We start from the raw sequence: 12,705 nt of genomic DNA on the forward strand, positions 1-12,705 counted from the left end.
GATTATTTATCAATGCCTTAGCTTGCGGGCCAGGCACAATCAGCCAAATACGCCACGAGATGTTGGCACTACGCACCAGCTTCCGGTGCGATTTCCACCCGATTTCGCCCGGCGCGCTTGGCGGCGTAGAGCGCCGCATCGGCGCGGCCGATCCCCGCCTCCTGCCGTTCGGACGCGAACACCCGCGCCACGCCTGCCGAGATCGTGATCGTGCCGATGAATGCGTCGGTCGATCGCAGCCGCAGCCGGCGCGCGCCGATCGCACTGCGCGCCCGCTCGACCAGCACGCGCGCCTCGTTCAGCTCAAGGCCGACGAACAATATCGCAAACTCTTCCCCGCCGAGCCGCGCGACCAGATGGCCCTCGCATTCGGTCGCCAGCGTATTCCCGATCGATTTCAGCACGCGATCACCGACTGCGTGGCCGAATTCGTCGTTGACCCGCTTGAAATGATCGACGTCACACACCGCGACAATCGCCGAGGTGCCGGGCGTCAGATTGGCATAGGCCTCATCGAAGGCGCGACGATTGGCCAGTTCGGTGAGCGGATCGCTGCGGGCATTGCCGCGCGCCACATCGAGCGCAGCACGCAATTCCTCGGTTTCGCGCGTCGCCACCGCCAGCCGGGCCTCGACCTGGCGAACGCGCTCGAGCATCGCGCCGGTCAGCCGCGCGATCTCGTCGATCCCGTCAGCCAGCGTGTCCTTGCGCATCGCCGCGGCGCTAGCGGCAATATCACGGCCGAAATCGACCGCCTCGCCGTGAATGGCGCGGACCGTATCGGCGAATCCATCCACCTGTTGCTGCGTGCGCGCGATGAGCGCATCGGCATCGGGCCCGGTCGCTGGCGGCGGCGACGCGACTCGCGGGGTATCGTGCACGAGTTCGACCGCGGGCCCGGTCACGGCCTCTCCGCCCAGCGAAACGATATCGTCCCGCGACAGCCGCACGCCGCCATCGGTCAACGCGGCGACGGCCCTTGCAAGAGCGCCGTTCGGATCGCTAAGCACGTGATAGGAAAAGGTATAATGCGCCGGCTCGGGACTTAGCCGGTGATCGGCCAGGAACAATCCGATCCGCTCAAACAGACCAAGCGGCGCACTGCCATCCTGCATCTGTCGCGCAGCAATGAACTCCACCGTCGACATCCCCCTGGATGGGCCACGGCTCGGCGATCACCGCGTGGCTTGCGTTGTTCAGAGGGGAGATATCCGCAAAGCGCTAAGAACTGGTGACCAGATATATTAGCGCGCGTTAAGTTTCCGCACCGCTTCCAGTGTGGAAGAGATGTGATCCGCCGGGTTCATATCACTATGGACGAAGGCGATCTTGCCGGTGCGATCGATAACGTAGCTGGTTCGATTGGTAACCTGCCGTCCGTTCACGCTTCGCGGCAGCGACACATCATATCCTTGAACGACGCGGGGCCCGGCACTGGCGACCGCAAACTTGCCCGCACATTCGGCGGACGAGAACTTCTGCAGGTCTTCCACCGTATCAGCCGACATGCCGATCACGGTCGCACCCGCCTTCTGGAAGGCGCCGATATTCTCAGCGAATGCCTTCGCTTCCGCGTTGCAACCGGGGGTGAAAGCGGCGGGGAAGAAATAGAGCACAACCGGGCCATGCCGCAGCTTTTCGGCGAGGCTGATCTGCACGACCTTGCCCGCGACGGCGCCGCGCGTGGTGAAATCGGGCGCCTTGGCGCCGGGTGCGAGGGTTGCGCCAGCCGTGGTTGCGAAGGCGGCGGTCGCGACGAACAACGGGAACAGGCGCATCGAAAGTCTCCTGATGGTCGCGCCATCCTAGCGCGATCGCGCGCGGTGCGATAGGCGGCTGTGCCATGCCTATCCGCCAAGCCGACATCGATCTCGCGCTTCGCCTCGCCGATGCGGCGGGCGAGGCGATCCGCCCGTATTTCCGCACCGAGCATGGCGTGGAGATCAAGGCCGATCACTCCCCCGTCACGCTTGCCGATCGCGCGGCGGAGGCGGCGATGCGCCGCATCCTCGACGCGGAGCGATCGGGCGACGGCATTGTCGGCGAGGAATATGGCATCAAGGAAGGCGTCACCACGCGCCAGTGGGTGCTTGATCCGATCGACGGGACGCGCAGCTTCACCGCCGGGCGCGCGATCTTCGGCACGCTGATCGCACTGGTCGAAGACGGGTGGCCGGTGCTGGGCATTATCGATCAGCCGGTGCAGCGCGAACGCTGGCTGGGCGCGGCCGGGCGGCCGACGACGCTGAACGGCCGCGAGATTCGCACGCGTTCCTGCGCCGCGCTGGAAGGCGCGCTGCTGGCGACCACCAGCCCGCACGCCTTCGGGGGGGAAGAGGCGGACGGTTTCCTCGCGCTCGTCGCTGCAGTTTCCGGCGGTCATGCCCGGCAGGGCCCGGTCTATGGCGGCGACTGCTACAATTACGGGCTGGTCGCCGCGGGGCATCTCGATCTGGTGTGCGAGGCGGGGCTGGCGCTCTACGATTTCGCCGCGCTGGTGCCGGTGGTGGAAGGCGCGGGCGGCCGCATGTGTGACTGGCATGGCGATCCCTTGACCGCCGCAAGCGGTGGGCAGGTGCTGGCGATTGGCGATCCGGCGCGGACTGACGATGTGCTGGAAGCGCTGCACGGCGAGGCGCATGGAGCGGCTCACGCACATTAGCGCGCGAGCCTGCCGGTCGGCCGCGCGCCCATCGCCCTGAAATTTTTGCATTATCGGCTGGTCATCCCCCCCGCGGGGGATTTCGCGACCGGGAACGGGTGATAGCGCCCCGACGACCGCAGGGGAGCGGTCTGAGTTTCCGGGAGTTGTATAAATGCGGTTTGCAATCATTTCTCTGGGCGTCGCCCTGGCCGCGGCGGCGTCGCCGGCGCTGGCGCAGGACGGCGACAACAAGGGCGTCTATCTCTCGCTCAACGCAGGCGTCGCCACGGTGTCCGATGTCCGCCTCACCTATTTCGATCAGGGCGGCACGTTCGGCGGCACCGGCGCGCAAGACACGATCGACTTCACCGGCGACGTGTCCAGCGCCTTCGCGTTCGGCGGCACGATCGGCTATGATTTCGGCCTGATCCGCACCGATCTTCAGATCGATTACAGCCGCAGCAAGGTGAAGAGCCTCACGTTGCGCCAGGTCAACGGGCAGAATGTGACGCTGACACCCGCCGACGGCGCCGATATCTGCGACTATCTCGAAACGGAGAATTGCACGGTCAATGGCAATACGATCGGCGGCGATGGCATGAAGCTGCGCCAGCTCAGCGCGCTGGCAAACATCTGGGTGGATATTCCCACCGGCGGCCGCGTCACGCCCTATGTCGGCGGTGGCGCCGGCATTGGCGGGTATGAGGTCGGCGGCGAGGGCAAGGCGCGCTTCGCGTGGCAGCTTGGCGCGGGCCTGGCGGTAGATCTGTCGCGCAATATCGCGCTGACCATCGATTATCGTCATCGCCAGATCAGCGGCGCCCGCATCGTGGATGAGGATTTCCCGAGCGCCGGCCTCAACATCGGCAAGGTGAAGACCAACACCTTCTCGGCGGGGCTCCGCTTCAACCTGTAATCCAGCCATCGGCGGCCGGGTGCACGGGCATGCGGCCGCCCCGGTCGGGGCCGCTTCAGTGAACGCGCCGGTCAGTCGCTTCCAGCATAGCGACGATATCCTCCGGATAGATCGTTTCGGGCCAGCCCGCGATCTCATCGCGCGCGAACCAGCGCCACTCGGTCATCACGCGCCGTTCCAGCGCGGTGTGGCGAGACGAATCGATCTCGCCGCCGTCGATCTCGACGCGGAACCAGCGCTCGTCGGCCACCACCTCGATGCGCTCGATCGTGAGGAATTCCACCGTGCGCTGCGCCACCTCCGGCCCGGGATCGGCATGGATACCGGTCTCCTCCAGCAGTTCGCGGCGCGCAGCCGCGGCGTAGCTTTCGCCGGGATCGACCGCGCCGCCGGGAGTGCACCAGAACGGCGGCCGCTCATCGCCCGTGTCGAACCGGAACAGCAGTACGCGCCGCCGAGCATCGACCAGCAGGATGCGCGCCGCCGGCCGTTGCGCTCTCACACCGCCTCGCCGGGCGCGATCGTGCGAAGGGCGAGCGCATGGACCCGATCGCGCAGCAGATCGGCGAGCGCCTGATTGACCAGCCGCTGCCGCGCGACGCGGGACTGGCCGGTGAACACGGCGCTTTCGATGACGACGCGGAAATGGCTCTCGCCCGAGCCGTCATCGCCGGCATGGCCGCGATGCTGAGCACTCTCGTTGATGACCTCAAGCTGCGTCGGGGTGAGCGCTTCGGTGAGGCGGGCGGTGATTTCCCGGGCGACGGGGCCGGTGGCGATACTGGTCATCGTTCCTATATAGCCGGCTTTTTCGGGAAAGGCTCTGGGCAAGGTGCACGAACGAAAGGATCGGCCAAGTGCACGTTTTCACGGCCGGATCGCCGGAGACCGCCCCTGTGCCGCGCCGGGCTGCCCCGAGCCGGGCGAGTTTCGCGCGCCACCGCCGGAAGGCGCGCGCGGAGATCACGAAGGGCCGCCCGCCTTTCGCTGGTTCTGCCTCGATCACATCCGCGAGTTCAACGCGGGCTATAACTATTTCGATGGGATGAGCGCAGACGAGATACATGCCGCGCAACGCCCTATGGCGGGATGGGAGCGCGAGACGCGGGCGTTCGCGCATGCCGGCGCGGATCATCCGCCGCGCTGGGCCGATTTCGCCGATCCGCTCGATGCGATCAGCGCACGTTTCCGCCGCGAGAACATCGCCGGTCGCAAGGACGGCAAGCCGCTGTCAGGGCAGGATCGCGCCAGCCTGAAGGTGCTCGGGCTGGAGCCGGACGCGGACCGCCACGCGCTGCGAAGCCGCTATTCGGAGCTGGTGCGACGCTATCACCCAGACCGCAACGGCGGCGATCGCAGCCATGAGGAAAGGCTCACCAAGGTCATCGCGGCCTATCAGCACCTTCGCCGGGCGCCCGCCTTCGCCTGACCCGCGCGCGCCGTCGCATTGTCAGCCAGGCACAGCCGCGGGAGCGCCAATCGATCGAGGCCGTTTCGGTCCGCCAAAGTGCGTGCAGCGCTAATCCGCGATGTCGTGGGCAATCGCGCACTACGCTTCATCGCGCGGCGCGGCGTTGTTCGGATCGCAACATCGCGGGCGACGACACTTATGGCGATGCCCGCTACCCGCGGCGTGCCCGCTCGATGGTGGCGATATCGATCTTCGTCATCGTCATCATCGCCTCGAACACCCGCTTCGCGGCAGCCGGATCGCTGTCGCTCATCCCTTCCGTCAGCGCGCGGGGCGTGATCTGCCACGCATAACCCCATCGATCACGGCACCAGCCGCACCGGCTCTCCGCTCCGCCGTTGCTTGTGATCGCGTGCCAGTAACGATCGGTCTCTTCCTGAGTATCGGTGCAGACCTGGAAGCTGACGGCTTCGTTCGGCCTGAAGTTCGGGCCGCCGTTCAGCGCCATGAACGGCTGGCCCAGCAGCGTGAAGAGCACCGTGATCTCATTGCCCGCGCTGCCGCCGGGAAAATCCGACGGAGCCTTGTTCGCGTCGTCGAGATGGGTGTCAGGAAAGGTGTCGGCGTAGAATTCCGCCGCCTTCCGGCCCTCGCCATGATCGAACCACAAGCAGGTGCGCATCGTCGTCATGACTGGCTCCTTGGCGTGCGCGGCCCGACAAGGCCGATCTCAAAGCCATGCGAATCCGTGATCTTGGCCGAAAAATCACCGCCGGGTATCGGGTCCGGGCCTTGCAGCAATGCGCCACCGCGAGCCGTTGCGGCGGCGATCGCGGCATCGATAGCGGGGACATGGACATACCAAGTCCACCGCGCGGGAGCGCCGCTTCCGCTGCTCGACATCACCGCGCCGGGGCGGAAATCATCGCCTTTGCCGATGAAGGCATAGTCGCCCATATCGCCCATCGGCATCGCGCCCGCCTTCTCCCAGCCGAAGAGCTTGCCGTAAAAGGCGAATGCACCATCGGGATCAGGCGTGGCCAGTTCGATCCACACGCCATGGCCAATGCCCCCGGGCGCGCGGGCGAACGCGCGCGATTCCTCCGGGCTGGAGCCGGTCATCAGACTGAACGCAACGCCCTGCGGATCGGCGACGACGGCGAAGCGGCCCACGTGCGGTATATCCATCGGGCCGAAATGCACGGCGCCGCCCAGCTCCTTCACCCGCGCCGCCGCCGCATCGACATCGCCGGTGCCTAGATAGAGCGCCCAGCCGGGCATTCCTTCCGTGCCCGGCGGCGGTGTCATCATACCGGCGACCTGCTCGCCATCTGGCGCGGTCGCCAGGCGATAGCCGCCATGTTCGGCCAGCGGGGACGCGGCGATCGTCCAGCCCGCGACAGCGGCGTAGAACTCCTGCGATCCATCCTGATCCGGGGTGGTCAGTTCAAACCAGACGGGTGTGCCATCGGCATTGCTCATTGTCGCTATCCTCTCGAAATGTCGGTTCAGGCGAGTGTCGGCGCCACGACCTCATAGACCGGTCGGCGCTCCTCAGGCCGCCGCGGGGCGATCGAATGTGGCGAAATGATCGGCTATCGCCTTGCGGTGCGCTGGTCGCGCCTCGCCGCGCGCGACGTAAGACGCAAGGCGCGGGAAGCGCTCGAGCGTGGCGGTGTTGCGCAGGCCGCCCAGCACCGAAACCATCATCAGGTCGCCAACGGTGAAGACGTCCCCCTCAAGCCACCGCCGGTCGCCAAGCGCTTCTTCCAGATCGCGCAACCGGCCATCGAGATCGGCGACGACCTTGCCGTGGCGCATCTCCGACCACGGCTGGTCGGCCTCGAACAGATCGTTGACCGCAAGCGCCATCACCCATGGTTCGACGGAATTGAGCGCCGCGGTAAGCCATTGGATCGCGCGCGCACGGGCTACCGGATCGGTGGGGACCAGCTTCCCGGCCTTCTCGCAGATGTGCAGCACGATCGCACCGGATTCGAACATCTCCAGCGCGCCATCGCGATAGGCAGGCACCTGCCCGAACGGCTGGAGCCGCCGATGCTCGGGCGATTTGGCGTCGGCGATCAACACCGCCTCATACGGCTGGCCCACCTCCTCGCACGCCCAGCGCGGGCGAATATCGCGGACGAAGCCGCGCGCGAACTCCGGCACCCAGCCGAAGGTGATGATCTGTGGTATCCCAGCCATGTCCTCGCCCCCTGCAGTTGTGCCCTCGCCTCAGGCGTTCGCGTGCGTCGCCTGCTCGAAAGCCGCCATGTCCATGTACATCGGCTCGAAGGTGTGGCCGTCGAGATCCTCGATCGGGCGCGCATACATGAAGCCGAGATCCTGCTTTTCCCGTGCCTCACGCCCGCCGGCGGCGAGCGCGGCCTCGGCGAGCGCATCGACCTGCGCCCGACTGTCGAGCGACAAGGCGATCAGCGCGCCGCTCTGCGTTTTGGCATCGATGATCGTCTTGGTGGTGAAGGTGGAATAGAAGCCGTGATCGAGCAGCATGAACACGATCGTGTCGGACCATTCCATCGACGAAGCATGCTCGTTCGAGAACATCTCGTTCTTCCGCATGCCGATCGCCTCGTAGAAGGCGGTCGATTCCGCGACATTGGCAACCGGCAGATTGACGAAGATCATCTTTGTCATGGCAAACCATTCCTCTCCCGAATCGATGCTTGAGACTGTTGCGCGCGATAGTTATAAAAAACAACCATGAAGTTAGAAAAAGTGACTGATAGAGGTCGCGCCGCGACGAAGCGTTGGTATGACGATGCCTGCGGAACCGCGCTGGCGATGGAACTGATCGGGGAACGCTGGGCGCTGCTGATCGTGCGCGAACTGATATTCGGGCCGCGCCGGTTCGGTGAGCTTAAAGCGGCGCTGTCAGGGATCAGCGCCAACGTCCTGACGCAGCGGCTGGAGGGGCTGGAGAGCAGCCATGTGCTGAAGCGGCGCCGGTTGGCGCCACCGGTGAACGTGCAGGTCTATGAGCTCACCGAATGGGGATATGAGGCGGAGGCGGCGATCAAGGTGCTTGGCGCCTGGGCGGCACGATCGCCCGATCACGATCCGACGCTGCCGCTGTCGCCGGCATCAATGATGTCGTCGCTGCGCGCGATGATCGATGTGAAAAAGGCGCTGGCGCTGCCCGCCATGACGATCGGCTTCACCTTCGGCGCCGAATCGTTCATCGCGCGACTCGCCGGTGGCGATCTCCCGATCGCGCGCGGCGAGGCGGCGAGCGACGCGCATTTCGCCACCACGGCGCGGCTGATGGCCAATATCGTCTATGGCAAGTGGCCGATCGAGGAGGCGGAAGCGGAAGGCGCGCTGATCTTCACCGGGGATCGCGCTAAAGCGCGCGCTTTTATCGATCTCTTCGCGTTGCCGCCCAAGGCAAAGGTTGAATAAGCGCCACGCCCGCGACTAAGGCATGTGTGTTACTTCGCGAGGCGCGCATGACCGATATTCCGAACACCCAGCCAGACAGCCGCGAGACGACGATCCTCGACGCTCCCGACAAGATGGCCAGCGTCCGCGATCTGTTCGGCATCGACAGCGACATGCAATGCCCCGCCTTCAGCGAGGCGGATGAGCGGGTGCCGGATCTCGACCCCGCCTATGTCTTCGATCCCGATACGACGCTGGCGATCGTGGCGGGGTTCGCGCACAATCGGCGCGTGATGGTGCAAGGCTATCATGGCACCGGCAAGTCCAGCCATATCGAGCAGGTCGCCGCGCGACTGAAATGGCCGTGCATCCGCATCAATCTGGACGCGCACATCAGCCGCATCGATCTGGTCGGTCGCGATGCGATCGTGCTTCGCGACGGCCAGCAGGTGACGGAATTCCGCGAGGGGCTGTTGCCGTGGGCGCTACAGACGCCGACCGCGCTGGTGTTCGACGAATATGACGCCGGCCGCCCGGACGTGATGTTCGTGATCCAGCGCGTGCTGGAAACCGAGGGCAAGCTGACGCTGCTCGACCAGAACCGCGTGATCCGGCCAAATGCGTGGTTCCGCCTGTTCGCCACCGCCAATACCGTGGGGCTCGGCGATACCAGCGGCCTCTATCACGGCACCCAGCAGATCAATCAGGGGCAGATGGATCGCTGGAACATCGTGGTCACGCTGAACTATCTGCCCGCCGCGACCGAGGCGCAGATCGTGCTCGCCAAATCAGGTGAATATGACAAGCCAGAGGGCAAGAAGCTGGTCGAGAACATGGTCCGCGTCGCGGATCTGACGCGCAAGGGCTTCATCAACGGCGATATCTCGACGGTGATGAGCCCGCGCACCGTCATCACCTGGGCGCAGAACACGCTGATCTTCGGCGATGTCGGCTTCGCGTTCCGGCTGTCGTTCCTGAACAAGTGCGACGAGGCGGAACGGCCGCTGGTGGCGGAATATTATCAGCGCGTGTTCGGCAAGGACCTGCCCGAAAGCGTGGTGGGCAAGGCCTGACCGGCGCGCACGCGCATCCCGGCTGATAAAAGAAGGGGCGGTGCGCATGGCACCGCCCCTTCGTTCTTCGCGCTAACTGGACCGGTCAGGCGAAACGCACGCTCGTGTTGACGCGCTTGCGACGCATCGTCGCGCCGACTGCGCCAAAGCCCATGATCATCATGGCCCAGGTAGCAGGCTCCGGCACGGACGGATTAACCTGATTGCCCACATAGCCGATCAGGTTACGGGTCAGCGCCTGCGACTCCGCGTTCGCAGTGGTTTGCATGAAATTGACGTCGAAGATCGTCGTCAGCGCGCCCTTTTGCGCATTTGCCAGCGTGCCCACGCCAAAAGCGATGCCCGATCCGGCTGTGCCGGCCGCATTGGACGTGATCCACTGCCCGGTGCCCTTGCCGTCAAAGCCGCCAGCAGCCGAATATTGAATGGAGCTGACGGGATCCGGGCCGGTAAAGGGCGAAACCACGGTCTGGCCATCGCCCGGCGTCGTGAAGCCGATCGAGCCGCCGCCAGCAGCCGCTATCAGCGCCAGCACCGAGTCATTGCGCGTCATGAAGTAGGAATTCTCGCCCATGACGAACATGCCGCCCCCACCTTGCAGATAGGAGAGATATTCAGCCTGATCCGCGGAGGTCAGCGCCAGATTGTTCGAAAAGCGCAGATCCCACACCTGCGCATAGCCGGACAGCGAGACAGGGACGAGATCGGACACCGTCACCGTATTGCCGACAGCCGTCTGCAGCTGAGAAATCTGCTGGGTGATCGAGGCAGTGGTGCCGGTTTCGGAGGTTCCGCTTGAACCGTTGATGATGAGAATATTGCCGGCAAGGGCCGGCGTGGCGAGCGCTGTCGAGCATAACGCCAGCAGGATTTTCATTCCCAGTTTCATTATCGTGGTTCCTCTGTTTTGAGATGTTGATCTAGCGAATCGAGGGCGACCTTTTATTTTTGCTGTTCATAAACGCTTCATTAACGAGTCGCAACGCGCGTATCCTGTTATTGAACGCCGGTTTCGGCCTGAATCAGGCTTAATCGTCCCAAAACGGCACCGCGTGCGGGCCAACGCATAGGGCCACGGTCCGGCGGCGGCCCGAGGCGTTTGAGGATTGCTGGCCTTTTGGGGTTGCGCGCCGGCCCTTTGTCGCCACAAAGACGAGCGATGACGCAGCAGACGCCGCTCGACCGGTTCAAGGAAGTGCTCGGCGGTACCGCGCGGGCGCTGGCGGACGAACCCGAAATCGAACTCGCCTTCACCGCCGACGCGCCAACACAATCGGGCAAGCACCTGAAGGTGCCGATGCCGGCCCGTGCTCTCCCCGCCGATCAGGTGGCCGAAGCGCGCGGCTTCGCGGATGGCTTCGCGCTGCGCCTGAAGCATCACGACGCGGCGCTGCATCTGCGCGCCGCGCCGCACGAGGCGGTGGCGCGCGGGGTGTTCGACGCGATCGAGACGGCGCGGGTCGAGGCGCTAGGCAGCCGCGGATATGCCGGGATCGCCGACAATCTTGCGGTCGCGCTCGATGTGCGGCTGCGCGCCGATCCGATCACCCGCGCGCGCACGCGAGAGGAAGTGCCGCTGTCCACCGCACTCGGCCTGCTGGTGCGCGAGAAACTCAGCGGGCGCGAATCGCCCGCAATTGCGGCGCCCGGCCTCGCGCTCGTGCGCGACTGGATCGACGAAAAGGCTGGAACAGATCTCGATTCGCTCGCGCTCGCGCTGGACGATCAACGGGCGTTTCAGGCAATCGTGCGCAAATTGCTCGAAGACCTCGAACTCGTCCAGGGCGACGAGCTGCCCGAGGATACTGAAGACGGCGAATCGGAAGAAGACGGCACCGACGACGAGCAAGGCGACGACGGCGAGGACGAGGAAGGCGAGAGCGGCCAGGGCGAAGCGCAGGTCGAAGCGCGCGGCGAGCAGCGCGATGCCGAGAATGAGGACGGCGAAGGCCAGGAAATGGGCGACGACGTTCAGGACATGGACGGCGAGCCGGGCGATGACGGTGAGGATGGGATGCAGCCGGTGCGCCCCAACCGGCCGTTTGCCGATCTCTCCCCGCAATTCGATTATCGGGTGTGGAGCACCGATTTCGACGAGGTGATCGCCGCAACCGATCTTTGCGATGCTGACGAACTGGTGCGGCTGCGCTCCTATCTCGACCAGCAGCTTGTCCATCTGCAATCGGTCGTGTCTAAGCTCGCCAACCGGCTCCAGCGCCGGCTGATGGCGCAGCAGAGCCGCTCGTGGGACTTCGACCAGGAGGAAGGGCTGCTCGATGCCGCCCGGCTGGCGCGCGTGGTGGTCAGCCCGGACATGTCGCTTTCATACAAGATCGAGCGCGACACCGAATTCCGCGATACGGTGGTTACGCTGCTGATCGACAATTCCGGATCGATGCGCGGCCGGCCGATCTCGATCGCCGCGATCTCCGCCGATATTCTCGCGCGCACGCTCGAACGATGCGGGGTGAAGACCGAGATACTGGGCTTTACGACGCGTGCCTGGAAGGGCGGGCAAAGTCGCGAGACGTGGCTCGCCGCCGGGCGACCGCCGCAGCCGGGGCGGCTCAACGATATCCGGCATATCGTCTACAAGAAGGCGGACGAGCCGTGGCGGCGCGCGCGCACCTCGCTCGGGCTGATGATGCGCGAGGGGCTGCTGAAGGAGAATATCGACGGCGAGGCGCTGATGTGGGCGCATGCGCGCCTGATCGCGCGACCGGAGGAACGGCGCATCCTGATGGTGATATCGGACGGCGCGCCCGTGGATGATTCGACCCTCAGCGTCAATTCCGGTTCCTATCTCGAGCGGCATCTTCGGCAGGTGATCGACTGGATAGAGAAGAAGTCATCGGTCGAGCTAGTGGCGATCGGCATCGGCCATGACGTGACCCGTTATTACAGCCGCGCCGTGACGATCATGGATGTCGACCAGCTCGGCGGCACGATCATCGAGCAGCTCGCCGCGCTGTTCGATACGCCGTGATCGCCCCGCCCCCCGGCGGCTTCGTTGGTCCGGTCAAGCGCTCGATCACCATTGCCGGGCATCAAACGTCTGTCAGTCTCGAACCACCGTTCTGGCGCGCGCTTGAGGCGGCGGCGGCAGCGCGTGCCCTGCCGCTGAGCGCGCTGGTGGCCCAGATCGATGCGTTGCGCATTGCGCAGGCCGATCCGCCCAATCTTGCGAGTGCCGTGCGCACATGGCTGTTCGGGACAGCTTGCGACAATAGTGAGAATATTTCGCAATAGCATTGAC

16 protein-coding genes are annotated in these 12,705 nt (G+C 65.1%); 7 read left to right on the forward strand and 9 right to left on the reverse strand.

Annotated elements, in window-relative coordinates:
- Positions 1 to 68: 68 nt before the first annotated feature.
- Positions 69 to 1,139: a GGDEF domain-containing protein gene (locus FFS35_RS01595; RefSeq protein WP_249341386.1), complete on the reverse strand. Its 1,071-nt coding sequence runs from the start codon at positions 1,137 to 1,139 to the stop codon at positions 69 to 71.
- A 105-nt stretch (positions 1,140 to 1,244) separates the two neighbouring features.
- A complete protein-coding gene (locus tag FFS35_RS01600; RefSeq protein WP_137785354.1) occupies positions 1,245 to 1,778 on the reverse strand; it encodes a peroxiredoxin in 534 nt (177 codons plus the stop codon).
- Positions 1,779 to 1,843: 65 nt separating this feature from the next.
- Here FFS35_RS01600 and FFS35_RS01605 point away from each other — a divergent pair, with 65 nt between their 5' ends.
- Both FFS35_RS01605 and FFS35_RS01610 read left to right on the forward strand, forming a co-directional pair.
- A complete protein-coding gene (locus FFS35_RS01605) occupies positions 1,844 to 2,662 on the forward strand; it encodes an inositol monophosphatase family protein (protein ID WP_137785355.1) in 819 nt (272 codons plus the stop codon).
- Between the two features lie 154 nt (positions 2,663 to 2,816).
- Positions 2,817 to 3,560: an outer membrane beta-barrel protein gene (locus FFS35_RS01610; protein WP_137785356.1), complete on the forward strand. Its 744-nt coding sequence runs from the start codon at positions 2,817 to 2,819 to the stop codon at positions 3,558 to 3,560.
- Positions 3,561 to 3,615: 55 nt separating this feature from the next.
- Here the strand turns inward: FFS35_RS01610 and FFS35_RS01615 are convergent, their stop codons facing one another.
- Together FFS35_RS01615 and FFS35_RS01620 are read right to left on the reverse strand one after the other, a co-directional pair.
- Entirely contained in the window at positions 3,616 to 4,062 is a 447-nt protein-coding gene (locus FFS35_RS01615; protein WP_137785357.1) for an NUDIX domain-containing protein, read from the reverse strand.
- Positions 4,059 to 4,349, reverse strand: a complete 291-nt coding sequence (locus FFS35_RS01620) for a BolA family protein (RefSeq protein ID WP_137785358.1) — start codon at positions 4,347 to 4,349, stop codon at positions 4,059 to 4,061. Before FFS35_RS01620 ends, FFS35_RS01615 begins: the two co-directional genes overlap by 4 nt.
- Before the next feature lie 43 nt (positions 4,350 to 4,392).
- Between FFS35_RS01620 and FFS35_RS01625 the strand changes: the two genes are divergently transcribed.
- Positions 4,393 to 4,989 (forward strand): J domain-containing protein, encoded by a 597-nt coding sequence (locus FFS35_RS01625; RefSeq protein ID WP_249341387.1) that lies wholly within the window; start codon positions 4,393 to 4,395, stop codon positions 4,987 to 4,989.
- Between the two features lie 193 nt (positions 4,990 to 5,182).
- Here FFS35_RS01625 and FFS35_RS01630 read toward each other — a convergent pair whose 3' ends face one another.
- The 4 genes from FFS35_RS01630 to FFS35_RS01645 all read right to left on the reverse strand — a co-directional run bounded on the left by FFS35_RS01630 (position 5,183) and on the right by FFS35_RS01645 (position 7,632).
- Positions 5,183 to 5,662 (reverse strand): VOC family protein, encoded by a 480-nt coding sequence (locus tag FFS35_RS01630; protein WP_137785360.1) that lies wholly within the window; start codon positions 5,660 to 5,662, stop codon positions 5,183 to 5,185.
- Positions 5,659 to 6,453 carry a VOC family protein gene (locus FFS35_RS01635; protein ID WP_137785361.1) on the reverse strand — a complete coding sequence of 265 codons (795 nt, stop codon included), beginning with the start codon at positions 6,451 to 6,453 and terminating at the stop codon, positions 5,659 to 5,661. Before FFS35_RS01635 ends, FFS35_RS01630 begins: the two co-directional genes overlap by 4 nt.
- A 72-nt stretch (positions 6,454 to 6,525) precedes the next feature.
- Entirely contained in the window at positions 6,526 to 7,179 is a 654-nt protein-coding gene (locus FFS35_RS01640; RefSeq protein WP_137785362.1) for a glutathione S-transferase family protein, read from the reverse strand.
- A gap of 30 nt (positions 7,180 to 7,209) precedes the next feature.
- Positions 7,210 to 7,632 (reverse strand): VOC family protein, encoded by a 423-nt coding sequence (locus FFS35_RS01645; protein ID WP_137785363.1) that lies wholly within the window; start codon positions 7,630 to 7,632, stop codon positions 7,210 to 7,212.
- A gap of 81 nt (positions 7,633 to 7,713) precedes the next feature.
- Here FFS35_RS01645 and FFS35_RS01650 point away from each other — a divergent pair, with 81 nt between their 5' ends.
- Together FFS35_RS01650 and cobS are read left to right on the forward strand one after the other, a co-directional pair.
- Positions 7,714 to 8,397 carry a helix-turn-helix domain-containing protein gene (locus FFS35_RS01650; RefSeq protein WP_249341388.1) on the forward strand — a complete coding sequence of 228 codons (684 nt, stop codon included), beginning with the start codon at positions 7,714 to 7,716 and terminating at the stop codon, positions 8,395 to 8,397.
- Between the two features lie 47 nt (positions 8,398 to 8,444).
- Positions 8,445 to 9,449: a cobaltochelatase subunit CobS gene (gene cobS / locus FFS35_RS01655; protein WP_137785365.1), complete on the forward strand. Its 1,005-nt coding sequence runs from the start codon at positions 8,445 to 8,447 to the stop codon at positions 9,447 to 9,449.
- Between the two features lie 85 nt (positions 9,450 to 9,534).
- On the opposite strand, the gene FFS35_RS20250 is transcribed toward cobS, so the two are convergent.
- Complete coding sequence (locus FFS35_RS20250) at positions 9,535 to 10,338, reverse strand: PEPxxWA-CTERM sorting domain-containing protein (protein WP_249341389.1); 804 nt, start codon at positions 10,336 to 10,338, stop codon at positions 9,535 to 9,537.
- Positions 10,339 to 10,608: 270 nt separating this feature from the next.
- On the opposite strand from FFS35_RS20250, the gene cobT reads away from it, so the two are divergent.
- Positions 10,609 to 12,435 carry a cobaltochelatase subunit CobT gene (cobT, locus tag FFS35_RS01665; RefSeq protein ID WP_137785366.1) on the forward strand — a complete coding sequence of 609 codons (1,827 nt, stop codon included), beginning with the start codon at positions 10,609 to 10,611 and terminating at the stop codon, positions 12,433 to 12,435.
- Positions 12,432 to 12,698 carry a ribbon-helix-helix domain-containing protein gene (locus FFS35_RS01670; protein ID WP_137785367.1) on the forward strand — a complete coding sequence of 89 codons (267 nt, stop codon included), beginning with the start codon at positions 12,432 to 12,434 and terminating at the stop codon, positions 12,696 to 12,698. Before cobT ends, FFS35_RS01670 begins: the two co-directional genes overlap by 4 nt.
- Positions 12,699 to 12,705 lie beyond the last annotated feature (7 nt).

Origin of the sequence: Sphingomonas sp. 3P27F8 (assembly GCF_005502745.1) — a bacterium.
Lineage (GTDB): Bacteria > Pseudomonadota > Alphaproteobacteria > Sphingomonadales > Sphingomonadaceae > Sphingomonas.